The sequence below is a fragment of the Streptomyces sp. NPDC031274 genome, from assembly GCF_055570235.1.
Genome location: NZ_JBVIHP010000017.1, coordinates 19,017 through 38,478 on the forward strand (window position 1 = coordinate 19,017; position 19,462 = coordinate 38,478).

General features: G+C 70.1%; 21 protein-coding genes. 15 read left to right on the plus strand and 6 right to left on the minus strand.

Annotated elements, in window-relative coordinates; genetic code table 11:
• Window positions 1-78: 78 nt before the first annotated feature.
• Window positions 79-1,281 carry an FAD-dependent oxidoreductase gene (locus ACZ5CR_RS25625; protein WP_468861322.1) on the plus strand — a complete coding sequence of 401 codons (1,203 nt, stop codon included), beginning with the start codon at window positions 79-81 and terminating at the stop codon, window positions 1,279-1,281.
• Here ACZ5CR_RS25625 and ACZ5CR_RS25630 read toward each other — a convergent pair.
• Window positions 1,275-2,531, minus strand: coding sequence for an MFS transporter (locus tag ACZ5CR_RS25630; RefSeq protein WP_468861325.1), 1,257 nt, complete (start codon window positions 2,529-2,531; stop codon window positions 1,275-1,277). The two genes, ACZ5CR_RS25625 and ACZ5CR_RS25630, sit on opposite strands and share 7 nt — an antisense overlap.
• Window positions 2,532-2,642: 111 nt before the next feature.
• Here ACZ5CR_RS25630 and ACZ5CR_RS25635 point away from each other — a divergent pair, with 111 nt between their 5' ends.
• A complete protein-coding gene (locus tag ACZ5CR_RS25635) occupies window positions 2,643-3,203 on the plus strand; it encodes a TetR/AcrR family transcriptional regulator (RefSeq protein WP_468861328.1) in 561 nt (186 codons plus the stop codon).
• A gap of 4 nt (window positions 3,204-3,207) precedes the next feature.
• On the opposite strand, the gene ACZ5CR_RS25640 is transcribed toward ACZ5CR_RS25635, so the two are convergent.
• Both ACZ5CR_RS25640 and ACZ5CR_RS25645 read right to left on the minus strand, forming a co-directional pair.
• Entirely contained in the window at window positions 3,208-4,080 is an 873-nt protein-coding gene (locus ACZ5CR_RS25640; RefSeq protein WP_468861330.1) for a class I SAM-dependent methyltransferase, read from the minus strand.
• 108 nt (window positions 4,081-4,188) lie between these two features.
• Window positions 4,189-4,779 carry a helix-turn-helix domain-containing protein gene (locus ACZ5CR_RS25645; RefSeq protein WP_468861331.1) on the minus strand — a complete coding sequence of 197 codons (591 nt, stop codon included), beginning with the start codon at window positions 4,777-4,779 and terminating at the stop codon, window positions 4,189-4,191.
• A 96-nt stretch (window positions 4,780-4,875) separates the two neighbouring features.
• Here ACZ5CR_RS25645 and ACZ5CR_RS25650 point away from each other — a divergent pair, with 96 nt between their 5' ends.
• From ACZ5CR_RS25650 to mnhG, 9 genes are all read left to right on the plus strand, one after another.
• A complete protein-coding gene (locus ACZ5CR_RS25650; RefSeq protein WP_468861333.1) occupies window positions 4,876-5,931 on the plus strand; it encodes an NAD(P)/FAD-dependent oxidoreductase in 1,056 nt (351 codons plus the stop codon).
• Window positions 5,932-6,002: 71 nt separating this feature from the next.
• Window positions 6,003-6,866 (plus strand): class I SAM-dependent methyltransferase, encoded by an 864-nt coding sequence (locus tag ACZ5CR_RS25655; protein ID WP_468861335.1) that lies wholly within the window; start codon window positions 6,003-6,005, stop codon window positions 6,864-6,866.
• A complete protein-coding gene (locus ACZ5CR_RS25660; protein ID WP_468861336.1) occupies window positions 6,863-7,558 on the plus strand; it encodes a GNAT family N-acetyltransferase in 696 nt (231 codons plus the stop codon). The genes ACZ5CR_RS25655 and ACZ5CR_RS25660 overlap by 4 nt, the downstream gene beginning before the upstream one ends.
• Window positions 7,559-7,721: 163 nt before the next feature.
• On the plus strand, window positions 7,722-10,613 hold the full coding sequence (locus ACZ5CR_RS25665; protein ID WP_468861339.1) for a Na+/H+ antiporter subunit A: 2,892 nt from the start codon (window positions 7,722-7,724) through the stop codon (window positions 10,611-10,613).
• Entirely contained in the window at window positions 10,610-11,185 is a 576-nt protein-coding gene (locus ACZ5CR_RS25670) for a Na(+)/H(+) antiporter subunit C (protein WP_468861341.1), read from the plus strand. Before ACZ5CR_RS25665 ends, ACZ5CR_RS25670 begins: the two co-directional genes overlap by 4 nt.
• A complete protein-coding gene (locus ACZ5CR_RS25675) occupies window positions 11,182-12,798 on the plus strand; it encodes a Na+/H+ antiporter subunit D (RefSeq protein WP_468861343.1) in 1,617 nt (538 codons plus the stop codon). Before ACZ5CR_RS25670 ends, ACZ5CR_RS25675 begins: the two co-directional genes overlap by 4 nt.
• Window positions 12,795-13,403 carry a Na+/H+ antiporter subunit E gene (locus tag ACZ5CR_RS25680; protein WP_468861346.1) on the plus strand — a complete coding sequence of 203 codons (609 nt, stop codon included), beginning with the start codon at window positions 12,795-12,797 and terminating at the stop codon, window positions 13,401-13,403. Before ACZ5CR_RS25675 ends, ACZ5CR_RS25680 begins: the two co-directional genes overlap by 4 nt.
• Window positions 13,400-13,708: an MrpF/PhaF family protein gene (locus ACZ5CR_RS25685; protein ID WP_453543675.1), complete on the plus strand. Its 309-nt coding sequence runs from the start codon at window positions 13,400-13,402 to the stop codon at window positions 13,706-13,708. The genes ACZ5CR_RS25680 and ACZ5CR_RS25685 overlap by 4 nt, the downstream gene beginning before the upstream one ends.
• On the plus strand, window positions 13,705-14,076 hold the full coding sequence (gene mnhG / locus ACZ5CR_RS25690; RefSeq protein ID WP_468861348.1) for a monovalent cation/H(+) antiporter subunit G: 372 nt from the start codon (window positions 13,705-13,707) through the stop codon (window positions 14,074-14,076). The genes ACZ5CR_RS25685 and mnhG overlap by 4 nt, the downstream gene beginning before the upstream one ends.
• A gap of 121 nt (window positions 14,077-14,197) precedes the next feature.
• Here the strand turns inward: mnhG and ACZ5CR_RS25695 are convergent, their stop codons facing one another.
• Entirely contained in the window at window positions 14,198-14,701 is a 504-nt protein-coding gene (locus ACZ5CR_RS25695; protein WP_468861350.1) for a carboxymuconolactone decarboxylase family protein, read from the minus strand.
• A gap of 122 nt (window positions 14,702-14,823) precedes the next feature.
• Here ACZ5CR_RS25695 and ACZ5CR_RS25700 point away from each other — a divergent pair, with 122 nt between their 5' ends.
• Together ACZ5CR_RS25700 and ACZ5CR_RS25705 are read left to right on the plus strand one after the other, a co-directional pair.
• On the plus strand, window positions 14,824-15,753 hold the full coding sequence (locus ACZ5CR_RS25700) for a pirin family protein (RefSeq protein ID WP_468861352.1): 930 nt from the start codon (window positions 14,824-14,826) through the stop codon (window positions 15,751-15,753).
• On the plus strand, window positions 15,750-16,091 hold the full coding sequence (locus ACZ5CR_RS25705) for a GNAT family N-acetyltransferase (RefSeq protein ID WP_468861354.1): 342 nt from the start codon (window positions 15,750-15,752) through the stop codon (window positions 16,089-16,091). Before ACZ5CR_RS25700 ends, ACZ5CR_RS25705 begins: the two co-directional genes overlap by 4 nt.
• 46 nt (window positions 16,092-16,137) lie before the next feature.
• Here ACZ5CR_RS25705 and ACZ5CR_RS25710 read toward each other — a convergent pair whose 3' ends face one another.
• Window positions 16,138-16,851 (minus strand): HD domain-containing protein, encoded by a 714-nt coding sequence (locus ACZ5CR_RS25710; protein WP_468861356.1) that lies wholly within the window; start codon window positions 16,849-16,851, stop codon window positions 16,138-16,140.
• 377 nt (window positions 16,852-17,228) lie between these two features.
• On the opposite strand from ACZ5CR_RS25710, the gene ACZ5CR_RS25715 reads away from it, so the two are divergent.
• Window positions 17,229-18,191, plus strand: a complete 963-nt coding sequence (locus ACZ5CR_RS25715; RefSeq protein WP_468861357.1) for an alpha/beta hydrolase family protein — start codon at window positions 17,229-17,231, stop codon at window positions 18,189-18,191.
• Window positions 18,192-18,274: 83 nt separating this feature from the next.
• Window positions 18,275-18,499, plus strand: a complete 225-nt coding sequence (locus tag ACZ5CR_RS25720; RefSeq protein WP_468861358.1) for a hypothetical protein — start codon at window positions 18,275-18,277, stop codon at window positions 18,497-18,499.
• On the opposite strand, the gene ACZ5CR_RS25725 is transcribed toward ACZ5CR_RS25720, so the two are convergent.
• Window positions 18,469-19,344 (minus strand): ANTAR domain-containing protein, encoded by an 876-nt coding sequence (locus ACZ5CR_RS25725; RefSeq protein ID WP_468861360.1) that lies wholly within the window; start codon window positions 19,342-19,344, stop codon window positions 18,469-18,471. The genes ACZ5CR_RS25720 and ACZ5CR_RS25725 overlap by 31 nt on opposite strands.
• Window positions 19,345-19,462 lie beyond the last annotated feature (118 nt).

Here is a 19,462-nt window from a genome sequence, read left to right on the forward strand (position 1 = left end):
TCCGCACACCTCGCCGGAGAACACCGCACCGCACCACAGTGCGGCACTGCCGTGCCGCACCAACGGAGGATCACCACCATGAACACCACCCACACACCTCGCATCGCGATCATCGGGGCCGGTCCCGGCGGCCTGACCTGCGCCCGCATCCTGCAGGAGTACGGCATCACCGCCACCGTCCACGACGGCGACGCCTCCCGCACCGCCCGTGACCAGGGCGGCTCCCTCGACATGCATCCGGACTCCGGTCAGCGCGCCCTGCGCGCAGCCGGACTGCTGGACGCATTCCTGGCCGCGGCCCGCCCTGAGGGCCAGCAGATGCGACTGGTCGGCCGGGACGGCCGGATACTGTTCGACGCGGTCCCGCCCGAGGCCGACACCACCGGGGGCAATCCCGAGATCGACCGCGGCCAACTGCGCGACCTCCTCCTCGATTCCCTCAAGCCGGACACCGTACGCTGGGGCCACAAGCTCACCCGCGTCGAGCCCCTGGGCGACGGCACCCATCGCCTCCATTTCGCCGACGACGACACGTTCGCTGATGCCGACCTCGTCATCGGGGCCGACGGAGCCTGGTCGCAGGTCCGCCGCCTGCTGTCCGACGCGAAGCCGGTCTACACCGGCGTCACCTTCGTGGAAACAGGCCTCAGCGATGCCGACCGCCGCCACCCTCGCCTCGCCGAACTCACCGGTGCGGGCACGATGATGGCTCTCGACAACAACCAGGGCTTCGTCGCCCAGCGCAACAGCGGTGGGCACATCCGTATCTACGTCGGCATGCGCACCGACGAGAACTGGCACCGGCAGGCGGGCCTCGACTTCTCCGACACAGACACAGACACAGACGCAGACGCAGACGCAGAGGCAGACGCCGACACCGCCGCCGTATGCGAAGCCCTCCTCGGAGAGTTCACCGGCTGGAGCCCTGCCCTGCTCGGCTTCATCACCGAAACGGACACCGGCTTCACGAACCGTCCCCTGTACGCCCTTCCCGTCCCGCACACCTGGCCCCACACACCCGGCGTCACCCTCCTCGGAGACGCCGCCCACCTCATGTCCCCCTTCTCAGGAATGGGCGCCAACCTCGCCATGCTCGACGGCGCGGACCTCGCCCAGGCCCTCATCGACAGCCCCACCATCGATCAGGCCATCACCGCGTACGAGAAGACCCTCATGCCGCGCTCCGTCGATGCCGCCGAAGGAGCAGCGGAGGGCATCGACAGCGCCTTCGCCCCCGACAGTGCCGAACAGGTCCTCGCCCATATGACGCAGCATCACTGAAGCTCGCGATCGGCGGAGGTGGGGGCGTCCGGGCTGCTGGACGGCGTGTCCTTGGGGGAACCGCCGCCCGCCACGGCGGGGGTGCGGGTGCCGGCGGCAGGGGCGATGGCGATGGCCGCGGCGACGAACACCAGTACCACCACCATGGCGGATCGCAGCCCGTAGTGGTCGCCCAGGAATCCGAGGGCCGGTGGGCCCACCAGGAAGGCGACGTAGCCGATCGTGGCCACCAGGCTCACGCGCGCGGTCTGGTCGGGACCCGAGTCGCCTGCCGCGGACAGAGCGACGGGGAATCCCAGAGACGCCCCAAGTCCCCAGAACAGTACGGCTGCTGCGGCCACGACGGCACTGTCGGAGAAGATGACCAGCACGAGTCCGATGGCACCGGAAACGGCACTGGCGCGTACGACGGTCGCCCTTCCGAAGCGGTTGAGGAAGAACGTGCCGCTGAAACGCCCCACGGTCATCGCGGCGGCGAACCCCACGAAGACGAGCGAACCCAGTGCGGCGTCCAGGCCGTGCCCGTCGACCATGAGGAGGGGGAGCCAGTCGTTGGCGGCGCCCTCGGCCAGTGCCATGGCCAGGACGATGCCACCGATCAGCAGAAGCTTGCGGTCCCTCCACACCGCGGGTCCGGCGTGCTGGGCCGCGCCCGCGGCACGGGGGGTGTCACTGGTCCCGATACCGGCCGGGACGGCGCGCAGGGCGTAGACCAGGATCCCTGCGGAGACCGCGGCGACGGCGATCAGGTGCCAGATGACGGGGAAGTCGGCGGCGGTGGCGACCATGCCGGCAAGGCCGCCGATGACGGTGCCGAGGCTGAAGCAGCCGTGCAGGGTGGGCAGGACGGTCGTTTCGGTGAGGCGTTCCACGTCGGCGCCGTCCACGTTGACGGCCACCTCACCGGCCCCCATTCCTGCCCCGAACAGGCACAGCCCTGCGGCGACCATCGGCGCGGACGGTACGGAACTGCCGCCTCCGATCACAGCCATGCTTGCGATGATCAGGATGGTGCCGAGCGCGATCACGGGCCGGGTCCCGAACCTTGAGACGAGGCGTCCGGAACACAGGATGCCGCTCATGGAGCCGACGGACAGGCCGAACAGGACGAGCCCCATCTGTCCGGTGGACACGCCCAGTTGATCGCGGACGTCAGGGGTGCGCGTGACCCAGGAGGACATGGAGATGCCCGGCAGGAAGAAGAAGAGATACAGAGCCTGACGGCGTCGGCGCACGGCGCGGTCTATCAAGGGGAAGCTCCACGGAATCCGGAAGAATGCTCGGGTCGGCGACAGGGCCGACAGCGGGGTATGTACAAATGTACACACTTGGATACGGGAAAAAGAAGGCAGACGGCAGGGATGACTGGCAGCACCCGCGGCCCCAACGACCCCCGGCGGCGTGAACGCATCCTCGATGCGGCGCTCGACGTCATCGCCGAGCACGGCGCCATCAAAGTGACCTTTCGAAAGATCGCCTCGGCGGCCGGGGTGCCGCTCGGCTCGCTGACCTACTACTTCGACGACATGCAGCATCTGCTCACCGAGGCGTTCACCCGTCTCGCCGAGTCCGTGTCCATGCGCTACGGGGCGCTGCTCGCTGCGGCGCGCACCCCCGAAGAGGCGCAGGAAGCCGTCGTCGAGATCATCTGCGGCAAGGTCTGGGGCACCGACCGCAACCTGCTGCTCAGCTACGAGCTGTACGCGTTCGCCGCCCGCCACCCGGAACTGCTCGAGGTGGTACGCGCCTGGATGCAGGCCAGCCGTCAGTCCCTGGCCCGGCACTTCGACCCCCTGACGGCGCGGGCGCTCGACGCGCTGGTTGAGGGCTTCTCCATCCACAACTCCGTCGACTCCCAGCCCACCGACCGAGCGGGCGTGGCGGCCGTCGTCCGCGCCGTCGCGGTCGGCCGTGCTCCCTAGGAGATCAGGCGCGGCGCGCTGCCCACACGGTGCGTTCGGTGCGTACTGCGACATCGCTGCGGCGCAAGAGACTGAAGGGGCTCTCGGCGTCCAGCAGTTGGTCCAGGGCGCCGAGGTCCCCAGGGGTAAGGGCGTGGGCGGCGCTGCCGCGCAGGCGCTTGAGGCTGCTGAGCGCGTACCGGCCGACCGCCTCGCTGCGTGAGCCGTCGACGTCCACGGTGATCGTGCGCTCGCCCTCGACGGTGAATCCGGCGGCCGTCAGCTTCGGCCCCCAGTCGGCGCCGCGGTGCGGCACGTGCTCGGCGGCGTCGTGCGCGAGGGCGGCGTGGCAGCGTTCCTCCAGGCCGGGCCGCTCCTCCGGAGCGTCGGCGGGCAGGAAACGCGGGAAGTCGGCCAGCTCGACGACGGCGAACAGGCCGCCGGACGCGAGCAGGTCATGGACCTTGCCCAGGGTTCGGTCGGGGTCCGCCATGTGGTGCATCGACGCCGACGCCCACACCAGCTCGGGTTGGCCGAGGTCGGGCCAGACCGCGTCGAGATCGGCCTGCACCGTGCGCACCTGGTCGGCCACCCCGAGCGCCTCGGCCCTTGCCCGCAGGCGGTGGAGGTGACTGGCCGACGTGTCGACGGCGGTCACCCGCGCGTCGGGGAAGCGCGAGAGCAGAGCGAAGGTGCCTGCCCCCGTTCCGCATCCCAGGTCCACGATGTGGCGCGGTTTCTTCTCGAGGGGCAGCCATGCGGTGATGGACGCGATGTGCTCGCCGAGCACTTCCGCGTCCAGATCGAGGATCTCCGCTTGGCCGTCGGCGTCCGGCTCGTGTGAGGAGAGATGGTGGTCGGTGCCGTCGTGGGCCGCGTGTGAGGAAGCGTGGGTCATGACGGCGACGCTAAGTCGACCATGCTGCGGTGGCACCATGAATCCCGGAGTGCGCAAGAAGGTGGCCGACGGCTGTGCCGTACGCGCAACGGGCGGCCGACCGGTGCGTCATGAGCCGGGTCGGCCGCTCTCGCCCTTGTCCTCGCGTTGGTGGCCGCGGCGGGCGTCGCGGTCGAAGATGCCCAGGATCTCGCACGGTCCGCCCTCGGCGCCGATGGCGTGGGGGAGCATCGTGGGGAACTCCGCGGCCTGGTTGGTCTCGACGCGCAGGCGTCGGTTGCCCAGCAGCAGGACCGCGGTGCCGGACAGGACGACGAGCCATTCGCGGCCCGGATGGGCACGCATGCGTGAGGGGTTGTCGGGCGGCGGGTTCGTCATGCGCTGGCGTACGACGCTCATGCCGGGCTCCGCCTTGATCGGCCAGCGCATGAGCCCATGGGTCGCGTCGATCGCCGGGCTGGTGATGACATCGTCGGTGGCGGTCTCGACGAGCTGGTCGAGGGAGGTGTCCAGAGCCCGGGCGAGCGTGACGAGCTGGTCAAGGGCCAGGCGGCGCTGGCCGTTCTCGATGCGGCTGAGCGTGGACTGGCTGACCTTGGCGCGGGCGGCCAGTTCTTCCAGGGACCAGCCCTGCGCCACCCGCAGGGCCCGGATCCGTTTGCGTACCAGGCTGTCCATCTCGCCATTGTCTTGCGTCATAGGCAAGAGTGTATGCCCTATCGGCAAAGCGCGCCTATCGTCACGACAGAAGCCCCCGAACCGCGGGTGCTCGCGTGAAAGGAAGGGTGCGACGCCATGTCTGTGACCACTGCCACGTATGCCACGTATGCCACTGACGAGCTGCCGGACGAGACCGTCGATGCCGTGGTGATCGGCGGCGGCGCCGCGGGCCTGAACGGCGCGCTGATGCTCGCCCGCTCCCGCCGTTCGGTCGTCGTGATCGACAGCGGCACCCCGCGCAACGCACCCGCCGAAGGCGTGCACGGCCTGCTCGGCCTGGAGGGCACCCCGCCCGCCGAACTGCTGCGCCGGGGGCGCGAGGAGGTACGCCGCTACGGCGGTCTTGTCGTGACCGGCGAAGTGACCTCCGCGGCCCCCGCCACCCCCTCGGCCGATGAGGGCGATCCGCGCTTCACGGTCACCCTCGTCGATGGCAGTACTCTGTCGGCGCGCCGCCTGCTCGTCGCCACCGGACTGCGCGACGTCCTGCCCGACGTCCGCGGGCTCGCCGCGCACTGGGGGCACGGCCTGGTGCACTGCCCGTACTGCCACGGCTGGGAGGTGCGCGACGAGCCCATCGGGATCCTCGCCGTGGGCCCGGCCTCCGTCCACCACGCGCTCCTGTTCCGCCAGTTGACCGACGACCTCGTCTACTTCACCCGCGGCACCGAACTCGACGAGGACACCCGTGCGCGCTTCGCCGCTCGCGACATCCGGGTGGTCGACACGCCGGTGACCGAGGTCGTGGCCACCGAGGGCGGCGACATCGCGGGCGTACGCCTGAGCGACGGACAGCTTGTGCCCCGGCGCGTCCTCGCCGTCGCCACCACCATGCAGGCCCGCACCGAGGGCCTGGACGACCTGAAGCTGCCGATGCAGGACCTGCCCGGCGGCATGGGCCGCCACTTCGCCACCGGCATGGCGGGCGCCACCGATGTGCCGGGGGTGTGGGTGGCGGGCAACGCCACCGATCTGTCCGCCCAGGTCGGCGCCTCCGCCGCGGCCGGCGCCCTGGCCGGTGCCCGCATCAACGCCGACCTGGCCGCCGCCGACACCGAGGCGGCCCTGGGCGCCGCACAGCGCGGCGGAGGGTTCGGGGCCGGGAACGGCACGGTGGGAAATCCCAACTGAAGGAGTGATCTATACGCTCGGAGGAGTGACGCTCCTTGCTGGGGCGCCGCCGGTGTTGTGACCATCGCCGGATGGACGGACAGAAGCGGCAGGCCCAGCTGGACGGCGTCGCCGAGACGACGCTATGGACGTTGCACCACCGCGCTCTGGCCGCGAAGGACCCTGGCTCGGCACTGCTCGACCCGAAGGCGATCGAGGTCATCGACACGGTCGACTACCCCTTCGAGCAGCGGTTCGGCACCGGTAACTGGGGCCTGGCACAAGGAATGGCGGTACGGGCGCGCTGTTATGACCGAGAGGTGCGCCGCTTCCTCGACGACCACCCGGACGGCACGGTCGTCTCGCTCGGGGAGGGCCTGGAGACGCAGTTCTGGCGGGTGGACAACGGCAGGGTGCGCTGGCTGGCGGTCGACCTGCCCGAAGTCGCGGCGTTGCGGCAGCGGTTGCTGCCGGACGCGCCACGCCACCGGACGCTGCCCTGCTCGGCCACCGATGCGCGGTGGATGGACGAGGTCGACGCCTCGCGAGGGCTGCTGATCCTCGCCCAGGGAATGCTGATGTATCTCCCGCGGGATGTGGTGCACCGGCTCATCGAAGGGTGCGCCGCCCGCTTCCCCGGAGCGGACCTGGTCTTCGACACCCCGCCTGCCTGGATGGCTGCCCGCACCGTACGGGGCCGGTGGAGCTACCCCGCCGGGTACCGTCCGCCGCCGATGCTCTGGGGGATGACACCGGGCGAGCGGCGGAAGCTGCGCACGGTGCACCCGAACATCGCGGCCGTGCGGGGAGTCCGCGAACCACGGGGCCGCGGGTTCCTCTGCGGCTGGCTCATGCCGCTGGCCAACTTCCTTCCTGCGATCCGCACGCGCAAACCGCTCTGGGTGACGCGCGTGTCGTTCGGCCCGACAGAACATCACCAAGGAGTCAACAGATGACGGATCGCCTGGAAGCCGAGCGGGAGCAAGCCCCCCTGTGGGCTCCGCGAGAGCCGCGCCGGGCGCGGGTCGACGAATGGCCACCGCGAGTGTCGGAAGTGTCGGAGCAGCGTTCGGTCCTCATCGAAGGCACCACGCTGCGCCTGCGGGAGTTCGTGCCCAGCGATGTCGAAGGCGTACTCGACATCTTCGGTGACCCCCGCACGACCCGGGAATTCGGCATGCCGCCCTTTCGGCGCCACGACGCCGTGGCCCTTGTCGAGCAGGCGAGGGCCGGTGCTCGGCGGACTCCGCGCTCGCACTACCGCCTCGGCGTCAGCGAGATCGCCACGGGTGAGTTGATCGGCTCGGCGAAGTTGATCGTCGAGGACCAGTCGTCCGAGGGCGGGATGGTCCGCGTCGGCTACCGCAGCGCGGAGGTGGGTCTTGCTCTGCGCGCCGACCGGGTGAGCGTGGGCCACAGCGTCGAGATCGGCTTCCTGCTCGGCGTCCTGGGGTTCGACCGGCTCGGCCTGCACCGGGTCTGGTCGGGATTCATGCCGTCCAACGTCGCCGCGCAGCGGGCCATCGAGAAGGCCGGCATGGTCCGTGAGGGACGGTTGCGGCACTACGGCCATGTCGACGGCGTGTGGCACGACATCGTGCAGTACTCCATCCTGGAGGACGACTGGAAGGCGCTGCGCGGCCGCTGAGGATCGCGAGCCGTCGCTACAGAGACCGACGTCGAGGCGAGCTCCGGACGCGCCGCTCGGCGGCGCCCGCCCAAGGACTTCGTCCCCCTGGAGTTGCGTCGCCCTGCACAGCTCCCCGGCGCGCCCACCCTATATGTCGGTTACTTGCCGATATGCATGACTCATGACCGTTTTGGTCCTGGCCCACTTCGTCGTGGCGCTCTGCGCCGCCCCGCTCGTCCGCCGTGCCGGTCCGCGCGCCTTCATCGTGCTTGCGCTGCCGCCCGCGGCCGCCCTCGCCTGGGCGCTCTGCCAATGGGGCACGGTGACGGGCGGCGGAGCGCGTACCGAGGCATGGTCGTGGATCGAGGCGTACGACGTCGACGTGGCGTTCCGGCTCGACGCGCTCTCCCTCGTGATGGTGCTGCTCGCCGCCGGGATCGGGGCGCTCGTACTGCTGTACTGCGTGAGCTACTTCGATCCTGGGACGCGCCAGTTGGGGGCGTTCGGCGGGAACCTCCTCGCCTTCGCCGGAGCGATGCTGGGGCTCGTCCTCGCCGACGACCTGATGACCCTGTATCTGTTCTGGGAACTGACGACCGTCCTCTCCTTCCTCCTGATCGGGTACGACAGCGAGAAGCGGGGGAGCCGCCGTTCCGCGCTGCAGGCGCTGACGGTGACCACGGTGGGCGGACTCGCCATGTTCGTGGGATTCCTGATGCTGGGTCACGCGGCGGGCACGTACCGGATCTCCCGGATCCTGGAGTCGCCGCCCCCGGCCGACGCCACGCTCTCGGTCGCGCTCGTGCTGATCCTGGCCGGGGCGCTCGCCAAGTCGGCGGTGTGGCCGCTGAGCCTCTGGCTGCCGAACGCGATGGCCGCTCCCACTCCCGTCAGCGCCTATCTGCACGCGGCGGCGATGGTGAAGGCGGGCGTGTATCTGGTGGCGCGGCTCGCCCCCGCGTTCGCGGACGTCACCCCCTGGCGGCCGGTGCTCCTCACCTTGGGCACCGCGACGATGCTCCTCGGCGGCTGGCGTGCGCTGCGCCTCAACGACCTCAAACTGGTGCTCGCGTACGGGACCGTCAGCCAACTCGGCTTCCTGATCGTGCTCGCGGGGGACGGCTCGTACAACACCGCGCTCGCGGCCGGGGCGATGATCCTCGGGCACGCGCTGTTCAAGGCGCCGCTGTTCCTGGTGACCGGGATCGTCGATCACGCGTCGGGGACACGCGACCTGCGACGTCTGTCCGGTGTCGGGCGGGCGTCGCCATGGGTGGCCGTCGTCGCCGTCGTCGCGGGCGCGTCGATGATCGCGATGGTGCCGCTGCTCGGGTTCGTGGCGAAGGAGGCCGCGTTCGAGGCGCTTGTGCACGGCAGTGTCGCCGAGCGGTGGGTGCTCGCCCTGATCGTGGTCGGCTCCGCGCTCACCACCGCGTACACACTGCGTTTCCTGTGGGGCGCGTTCGCCCGTAAGCCGGGCGTCGCCGACACCGCCGTCCACCGCGTCGGCCCCGCCTTCCTCGCGCCGCCCGCGCTGCTCGCCGCGGGCTCGCTGGTGCTCGGCCCCGGGATCGGGTGGGTGGCGCCTCTCTTCGAGGCGTACGCGGCGCAGTACCCCGTCCCTGCGCACCCCTACCACCTCGCGCTGTGGCACGGATTCGGTCCCGCGCTCGGTCTGTCCGCGCTCGCCTGGGCGGGGGGTGCCGCGCTGTTCGCGGGGCGGGACGGTATGGCCGGGCTGGGGCGGCGGATCGCGTGGCCGAAGGCGGACGAGGGGTTCGGACGGATCGTGCTCGGTCTGGAGCGGACAGCGCTGCAGGTGACGGGCGCGGTGCAGAAGGGGTCACTGCCCGCGTACGTGGCCACCATCCTGGGCGTCGTGCTCGCCGGGCTCATCGCCGTCCTCGTCACCGACCGCCCCTGGCACGGCGCCCCCGCACCCCGCGTCTGGGACACGCCGTGGCAGGCCGCGGTCGCCGCGCTGACCAGCGCGTGCGCCCTGATGTGCCTGGTCGTGCAACGCCGCATGAAGGCGGCCGTGCTCGCGGGCCTGACCGGGTACGGAACGGCACTTCTGTACGTCGTCCAGGGCGCACCCGATCTGGCGCTCACGCAGTTCGGCGTGGAGACCGTCTCGACCGTGGTCCTGATCCTCGTCCTGCGGCGGCTGCCCGTGCACTTCGGGGAGTCGCTGCGGTCCTGGCGCCGCGTGGCCAGCCTGCTGCTCGCGCTCGGCAGCAGCGTCGTGGTCGCCTGCGCCCTATGGCTTGCGGCAGCCGCGCGGACGGCGGTCCCGGCGGGGGCCGCCATGACGGAGGAGACGGCGCACCACGGCCTCAAGGACGTCGTGGCGACGATTCTCGTCGACTTCCGCGCCTGGGACACCATGGGCGAGTCGGCTGTCCTCGCGGTCGCTGTCCTGGGCGTGACGAGCCTGTTGTACGTGCACCGCAGGCAGGGCCCGGCATCCCGTCCGCCGCCCGCGCTGCCCGGCGGGGTGACGGCCTGGTCCCTGGCGACGCCCGCCATCCAGGTGCCGCCCGAGTACCGGCAGGCCGCGCCGGAGCGCAGCTGGCTCATGGCCGGTGACACCCTCGCGCCCGAAAACCGCTCCGTCGTCTTCGAGGTGATCGCCCGTCTTGTCTTCCACCCGATCCTGGTGCTTTCGGTGTATCTGCTGCTGTGCGCGGAGAACCTGCCGGGCGGCGGATTCGTCGGCGGACTCGTCGCGGGTGTGGCCCTGATGATCCGTTACCTCGCGGGCGGTCGCCACGAGTTGGCGGCCGCGGCCCCGGCGCATCCCGGCTTCTTCACCGGGCTCGGTCTGGCCCTGTCGACGGGCGTCGCGCTCCTGGGGCTCGCCGACGGGACGGTGCTGCACGCCTGGACGTGGCACGGGCATCTGCCGCTGATCGGGGACTGGCACATGGGCACCGCCATCCTCTTCGACCTGGGGGTGTATCTGCTGGTCCTCGGTGCGGTCCTCGACATCGTCCGCGCCCTCGGATCGAAGATCGACCAGCAGACGGAAGCCAAGGCCGGGCTCGCGCTCGCCGGAGAGGGGGAACGGTGACCGTCAGCCTGACCCTGCTGGTCTGCGCCGTCGTCCTGACCGCCGTCGGCGCGGTTCTCATCCACACCCGCAGCCTGACCCGGGTGCTCATCGGCGTCATCGTGTGCGGCAACGGCGTCAATCTCCTTGTCCTCGCCACCACCGGGCGGGCCGGGGCTCCGCCGCTCCTGTACCCGGGTGTCGCCTACGCGCGGGTCACCGATCCGCTGCCCCAGGCCATCGCGCTGACCGCCGTCGTCATCACCCTCGCCACCACGGCGTTCCTGCTCGCGATGGTGTACCGCAGCAGCCAGTTGACCGGCTCCGACTTCGTGCCGGACGACGTGGAGGACCGGCGCGTCGTCCTGCGCGCCGAGATCCGCGAGGAGCGTGCCGAGCTGCGCGAACTGCACCGCGACGAGGGGCCGCGCGCCTGGCGCGACGAACGCCGCGAGCAGCGTCACCGGCTGCGCGCCGACCGCGCCTTCCAGGCCCGCGCCCGGGACGCCACGGGCGACCTGTGGGACGACATCCTCGGCGCGGACCCGCCCCGACCGCCCAGCCCCGCACGGCAGGAGAACAACCCCCGGTGAACGCCCTCGTCCCGCTGCCCGTCGTGCTGCCGCTGACCGCGTGCGGCCTGAGTATGTTCATCGGGCCCCGGCTGCGCCTGCTGCACCGCCTGATCGGCATCGGCGTACTCGCCGCCGTCCTCGCCGTCGACATCGTCCTGCTCGTCGAGGCCGACCGCGGCGGCCCGCTCGTCGTCCACCTCGGCGACTTCGCGCCGCCGCTCGGGGTGACCCTGGTCGTCGACCGGCTCGCCGCGCTGATGCTGACCGTGTCGGGTGCCGTCACTCTCATCGTCCTGATCTACGCGCTGGGCCAGGACATGGTCGACCGCGAGGAGCGCGCTCCGATCGCCGTCTTCCACCCCGCCTACCTGGTGCTTGTCTCAGGCGTCTCGCTCACGTTCCTCGCGGGCGACCTCGTGAACCTCTACGTCGGCTTCGAGATCATGCTGATGGCCAGCTTCGTGCTGCTCACGGTGGGCGGCACCGAGCCGCGCCTGCGGGCAGGGTCGACGTACGTCGTCGTCTCCCTCGTCTCGTCGCTGGTGTTCCTCGCGGGCATCGCGGTGGCCTACGCGGCCTGCGGCACCGTCAACTTCGCGCAGCTCTCCGTCCGTATGTCCGAACTGCCCATGGGTGTACGTGGGTTGATCGAGGCGCTGCTGCTCACCGTGTTCGGCGTCAAGGCCGCCGTCTTCCCGGTGGCCGCCTGGCTGCCCGACTCCTATCCGACCGCGCCCGCCCCGGTGACGGCCGTCTTCGCCGGACTGCTCACCAAGGTCGGCGTGTACTCGATACTGCGCTCCGAGACCCTGCTGTTCCCCGGCAACCGGCTCTCACTGCTGTTCATGGCGGTCGCGTTCGCGTCCCTCCTGATCGGCATCCTCGGCGCGGTCGCCCAGACCGACCTCAAACGGCTGCTCTCCTTCACTCTCGTCAGTCACATCGGCTTCATGCTGTACGGAATCGCGCTGGGCAGCAGGGACGGCATCGGTGGCGCCATCGTCTACACGGCGCACCACATCACCGTACAGACGACGCTGTTCCTGGCTGCCGGACTGCTCGAAAGGCGCTACGGCACGACGGAGTTGACGCGACTGGGAGGCGCGGCACGCACCGCGCCGCTGCTGGCGGCGCTGTGGTTCGTGCCCGCCATGAACCTCGCCGGGATCCCGCCCCTGTCCGGCTTCATCGGCAAGCTGGGGCTGATGCGGGCGGGCGCGGCGGACGGCGGCACTGACGCGTACGTCCTGCTCGGTGCCTGCGCCGTCGCCAGCCTTCTGACGCTGTACGTGATGGCAAAGGTGTGGAACCTGGCGTTCTGGCGGGCCGCGCCCTCGCAACTCCCTCTGGAGGGAACCGTGTTGGAGGACGTCGATGACAGCGACGACAGCGACGGAAGTGACGCTGCGGAGAGACCCCGGAGCACCGGCGCGGTGGCCGTCGCCCCCGCGGCCGCCTGTGTCCGCACGACGGCTCGGGTGCCGCGCGTGATGGTCGGTGCGACCATCGCCGCGGTGCTGCTCGGCCTCTCCTACACCGTGCTCGCCGCACCCCTGACGGGCCTCGCCGACCGTTCGGCCGCTGAAATCCTCGCTCGGACCCCGTACATCGCGGCGGTGCTCGGCCCGTGAGTTCCCCTGAATCGAAGAGCCGCCCGCGCCGCCTCGACCTGTCGCTGATCGCCTGGCTCACGGTGATCTGGATGCTGCTGTGGTCGGGGCCGACCTGGGGCAATCTGGTCAGCGGCATCCTCGTCTCCGTCGCGCTGTGCCTGGTCTTCCCGCTGCCCGCCGTCGAACTCGACCTGCGCCTGCGTCCGCTGGGCATCCTGCGCCTCGCCGGTTATCTGGCGTACGACATGGTGGCCTCAAGCGCCACGGTGACCCGCCAGGCGCTGGGCGGCCGCAGGCGCCCCGCCGCGGTGATCGCCGTCCAACTGCGGTGCCGCACCGACCTGATGATCGCGGCGACCGCTGTGGCCGTCTCCTGCGTTCCCGGCGGTGCCCTGGTCGAGGTGAACGGATCCACCGCCACCTTGTACCTGCACATGTCCGACGCCGACGACGGCGACGCGGTACGCCGTACCCGCCGCGACGCGTGGCGCCTTGAGTCACTCGTCGTACGGGCCTTCGGCACCCGCGCCGAGATCGCACGCGTCGCCGTGGACCCCGGACCCGTACCGCCAGTGCCTCCCGCACCTCCCGCATCGCCCGCACGAAAGGACCCCCGGCCGTGACCTCTGTGGACGCCATCCTGCTCGACGCCGCCCTGGCGGTGATCCTGCTCGCGGGCGCACTCCTGTTGATCCGTATCTGGCGCGGCCCGTCCATGCTCGACCGTGCGGTGGGTTTCGATGTCGCGGCGGCGCTGATCGTGGCCGGGATCGGGGTGCAGGCGGCCTCCACCCGTACCCGCTACTACCTGTCGATCATGCTGGTGATCGCCTTCCTCGGGTTCACGAGTTCCGTGGGCATCGCCCGCTTCATCGCCGTACGCGACCGCCCCAAGCTGCCCACCACCCAGCCCAAGGAGGGCCCGTGAGCACCTGGCACCACGCGGCCGACGTCGCAGGGGCGGCCCTGCTGCTCATCGGCGCCCTGGTCTGCCTGACCGGCGTCATCGGCCTGCTGCGCCTGCCCGACGTCCTCGCCCGGAGCAGCGCCGCCACCAACCCGCAGACGCTCGGCATCCTCCTGCTCACCGCGGGCGTCGCACTGCGGCTGCGCTCGTGGGTCGACCTGGGCACGCTCGCCCTTGTCGTGTTCTTCCAACTCCTGACGAGCCCGGTCGCCGCGCACCTGGTGGCGCGCGTCGCCTACCGCACGGGGCAGACCGGCGACTGCGCCCTGCTCTTCGACGAGCTCGCCGGGTCACAGTCGGTCGCGGCGAACCGGGACGACAGGTCGTAGGCCACCGGGCAGCGCGCCTCCGGGGGAGAGGCCGTACTCGGGGAGCACCCACCGCCGTCCGGACGCCGACGGGAGGCAGTCTCTTGACCATGGGGCGTTGCCCGGGAGAGCGTCCTCGTGATCACGGTGCGGGGTTCGCGCGCACCGGGTGTTTGCTCAGAATGGAGACGCGGTTGAAGGCATTGATGGTGATCGCCACCCAGATGACAGCGGAGAGCTCGTCGTCGGTGAGGATCTCGCGTGCCGTGTCGTAGGCGCTCGCTTGCAGGGCGCTGTCCGCCGGTGTGGTGGTCGCCTCGGCCAGGGCGAGGGCCGCGCGTTCCCGCGCCGTGAACAACTCGGTGTCACGCCAGGCCGCCAGCACACCCAGGCGCCGGGTGGTCTCGCCCGCCCGCAGCGCCGCCCGGGTATGGAGGTCGAGGCAGTAGGCGCAGCCGTTGATCTGCGAGACGCGGAGGTTGATCAGTTCCACGAGGACGCGGTCGAGACCGGCCTCGTCGGCGGACGCGCGGACCTCCTTGGCCGTCTCGGCCATTGCCCGGTAGGCCTTCGGGCTCTGCTTGTCGAGGAAGATTCGCTGGCCCGCGGGGACGGTCGCCGTGTCGCTCAACTGGTACCCCTTCATGGAACGCCGCCGTCCCTCTTTCGATCTGCCGTCTTCCGGTCTGCTGTGCGCTTCGGGAGCGCCAGGACTTAGTATCAGGCATAGTTGTTGAATGTAGAACCACTTTTGAGGAGGGGCGTGGGATGAGCGACGTCGAGGTGTTGTCGGCGAGAGATGTGCCCTTGGGCGGGCCGCGGGCAATGACCGTACGGCGCACGCTGCCGCAGCGGGCCCGGACGCTGATCGGGGCCTGGTGCTTCGTCGACCACTACGGTCCCGACGACGTGGCCGTGTCGGGCGGCATGGACGTCGCCCCGCATCCGCACATCGGCCTGCAGACCGTGAGCTGGCTGTTCAGCGGGGAGATCGAACACCGCGACAGCATGGGCAGCCACGCCATGGTGCGGCCCGGAGAGCTCAACCTGATGACGGGCGGGCACGGCATCAGCCACACGGAGGTCTCCACGCCGAGCACCACGATCCTCCACGGCGTCCAACTGTGGGTGGCGCTCCCCGGGCAACACCGGGACACCGGCCGGGACTTCCGGCACCATGTGCCCGCCCCGGTCCGGGTCGAAGGAGCGGACATCCGCGTGTTCCTGGGGTCCCTGGCCGGTGACACCTCGCCGGTGCCGACCTTCACGCCCCTGCTCGGCGCCGAAATCCTCCTCGACCCGGGAGCGACCACGACCCTGGAGACGGACGCCGGCTTCGAGCACGGACTGCTCGTCGACCAGGGGGCGGTCCGCATGGCCGGAACGTCGCTGCACGCCGCCGATCTGGGATACCTCGGCACGGGCCACGACACGCTGACGCTGACGAACGAGACGAACTCCCGCGCCCGGTTGGTCCTGTTGGGCGGAGTGCCGTTCGAGGAGCGGATCGTCATGTGGTGGAACTTCGTCGGCCGCAGCCACCAAGAGATCGTCGACGCCAGAGAAGCGTGGCAGAGCGCCTCCGACCGATTCGGCCGAGTCGACGGCTATGTCGGAGACCGCATCCCCGCGCCCGCCCTTCCCCACGCCACCATCGCCCCGCGCTCCAACCCGACCCGTCCGAAAGGCACACGATGACCCAGCAAACTCCCGCCCCGACCGTCCGGCGAGTGGATCCCCGGCACCGCTACGAAATCCTGGTCGACAGTACGACCGCGGGCCTCACGGCTTACCGCGACCGCGACGGCCAACGCGTCTTCTTCCACACCGAGGTCGACGACGCCTTCGCAGGGCAGGGCCTGGCCTCGATCCTCGTACAGCAGGCACTGACCGACGTCCGAGCGTCGGGCCTGCGGATCGTGCCGGTCTGCCCGTACGTGGCCAAGTTCCTGAAGAAGCATGAGGAGTTCGCCGACATCACCGACCCGGTCACTCCCGAGATCCAGCAGTGGCTGACGACCGTGCTGTCGCGCTGAGCCGCCGCCCGCCGGAGTGACGCTCCGGCGGGCGCATCGCTCACCGTCACTCCTCGAAAGGCGCGGCGAGCAGCAGATCCTCCACGGTGGGCACCGGGAAATCGGGGATGTGGCGGCGGCCGACCTCGGCGAAGGGATGCATGAGCACCGACATGGGCTTTGTGCGGCACAGCGACATCATGTTGTCGAGCGCGTCCTGCTTGAAGCCTTCCCTGGGGAAGGTGGTGAGTATTTCCTCGAGAAGGTCGGACGGGATTTCCTGAAGATCGTTCCCGGCGAAATCCAGTCCGGATCCGACGGATATCATGGCGATCTCCGGCCTCTTCCGAGTCGCGATGCCGACATTGGTGTGCAGGGCGATCGCATCCCAGACGACCGCCACTCGGTCGGCGGACATATCCTGTTCCCGCAGGAACCGCTGTGCGGCGTCGGCGCCGTCGACTTCGAAGCGTTCAGCAGGGGTCTGATACGCCTTGACCAGCCCGAGGTCATGCAGGGCCGCGGCGACGAAGGCAAGTTCGGAGTCGTACTGAACGCCGCGTCGATCGAACAGCAGCGAGCTGAAAACGTACGTCCGCATGACATGGTTGAAGAGCGTCTCGGAGGACACGCTTCGAACGAACGCAGCCGATTTCTGGGCCAGTTCGCTGTTGGGGATGCGGACTCCGGCCACTGTTGTGGGCAGGGTTTTGGCTTTTACCTCAATGCCGTTGCTCTCGTCGAACATGTGAATGGCCTTCTCGTCGGCGGCTGATGCCACGAGCTTATGGATGGCACCGTCGGGCCGACAGCGGCGAAAATGCCGATAAGCCCCGGATTCTCGCCAGCGGGGATTTCACCGTCTGGCCGCCCGCGCCCCGACCGTCCCAGCCGTCGATATCAGGATGGCTGCGGTGCCTGGAGCCCCTGAAGGCGCAGCGCGAGCGGGCGGCGGGTGACCGCACTCTCCTCGCCGTTGCCGTCGACAAGGCGGAACGGCGCCCCACTTGGCAAGCGGAACAGTGTTCCGTATCGTAAGTGGAGCAACGTTCCGATTCAGTCCTGCTGAAGACGGCACTTCCTCCCTGCCTCGCGCGCTCAGACCCATGGGGTCGGCGGCCAAGGCCTCAAAGGGAAAAACGAAGGGAAAGACGCATCGTGAGTGCATCGATTTCTGTGACCGACACCGTCGGCTCGCCCGCCCCTGTGCTCTCGTTCAGCCCGGTGGTGCTTTCCGTGCCCGGACGTCCCGTCGACCTCCGGGTGCGCGTCACCGCACCCGCGACGGGAACCGACCTGCCGGTCATCCTCCTCTCCCACGGGCACGGCCACTCCAACCACCTCTCCTCGCTCCACGGTTACGCCCCGCTCGCCAACCTGTGGGCCGAACACGGCTTCGTCGTCATCCAGCCCACGCACCTCAGCTCCCGGACGCTCAGCCACCTGCTTGCGGACACCCCCGGGGCGCCCCTGTTCTGGCGCTCGCGCGCCGAGGATATGACCCACGTCATCGACCACCTCGACGCGATCGAGTCCACTGTGCCGCAGCTCGCCGGTCGCATGGACCGCGAAAGCATCGCCGTGGCCGGACACTCGTTGGGTGGCTTCACAGCCGCTCTTCTGCTGGGCGCCCGGGTCACCGACCCCGATGACGGACAGGAGGCGGATCACACCGAGCCCCGGATCAAGCAGGGGGTGCTGTTGGCCGCCCCGGGCAGGGGAGGCGACATTCTGACCGGCGTCATGGGCGAGCAGTTCCCGGTCTTCCGGACCATCGACTTCTCCGCCATGACCACACCCGCACTGGTCGTCGCCGGCGACAAGGACGACTCCCGGCACTTCACGGACATGGGCCCGGACTGGCACGCCGACCCGTACCACCTCGCTCCCGGTGCCAAGACGCTGCTCAGCCTGTTCGACGCGGAGCACGGACTCGGCGGGATCAGCGGGTACGACGTCGCCGAGACGACGGACGAGAACCCCGAGCGGGTCGCCGCGCTCGCACGGCTCACGTCGGCCTACCTCCGCACCCAGTTCGGCCTGGGCGGCAACGCGTGGCAAGAGGCGCAGGACGCGTTGACCACCGGCCCCGACGCGTTCGGACGGGTCGAGTCCAAGTAGGCCCGGACGGACGCGGTTTCCTCTTGGGTCCTCCGTAGGGCAGACCGTCCGAGGCGGCGTGCAGGGCCGCGAGAAGACATGCGGTGATCTCTCCGCCGGAAGCCTCGGGATCATCGGCATACCGCTGGGCGAAGCCTCCGCCGCCGCACGTCGCCATCACCGACTACGGGGGCCTCGGCGCCCCAGGGCGACGCCATCTCGTGGTGGCCGACCGGCTCTCCGGCAAGTCGGCCACCTCCAACTGCTGGAAGATGCAGCTCAGCCCTGATCCCCGTCGCTACTGCTGGGAGGCGCGGCCGAGCTGGTGAAGGTCTTCCAGTGCGTCGCGCAGGACGGTGTGCTGGTGCCACTTGATCCAGGTGCCGAGGGCGCGGCTGGTGGTGTGCAGGGCCTGGAGCTGCCTCTGGGTGAAGCCGTTCAGCGGGCGGGCGTGATGGGACGAGATGACGCCGTGGACGGTGTCCTGGTCGTCGACCAGCGGGACGCTGTGGCAGGCGCGGCTACCGGCCGAGAGGATCACCCGGCGCGTGTCGTCGTCGAAGCCGGCCGACGAGGCGACCTCTTTGACGGTGACCTGGTGACTGGCGGAGGCGGCCCGGGCGCATGAGGTGTTCCCGTCGACGAACGCGAAGTAGTCGGTGAACTGCCGGGAAAGACCGGTGTGTTTCGTCATGCGCAGGACACCGCCCTCGACCAGCTGCACGTTTCCCATGTCCGTGCCGGTGACGGACAGGACGCGTCGCAGGGCGGCGCCGAGTACCTCGCCCTGGTTGGCCGCGTCGAGCGTGCCGGACTCGAGCGCGGCCAGGTCGGGTATCGGATGCTGGACCCGGCCGCTGAACCACACCAGGGCTCCCGGCTCCGGCCCCGGTGTCTGGGCCACCGCGGCGGCCAGCTGGTGCAGCTTGATGTTGGCCCGCTGGGACGACTGGCGCAGCAGCGTGAACGCCGCCTCCGCGTTCGCCAGTCGATACCGTTCGACCAGGACACCCTCGGCCAAGGCGATCCTGGTGCGCGCACGCGCCTGGACCTCAAGCTCGGACACCTGCTCGCGCAGCGCGTCGGCGGTGGCCCTCAGCTGTTCCGACTCGTCAGCGGGGGAGGGGAACCGCTGGGACGAGGACCGATCATCGAAGGATGGCACAGATGGCATATTCGCCATGTGTCCCTCCGCGGCGACCTTAACCCGGTGTGTTCGCGGTGTGATGACCGTCATGAAGTTCGCGCCCGGTGAGAACCTGTTCGTCAGCTCACGTGGCACGTGAGCGAGA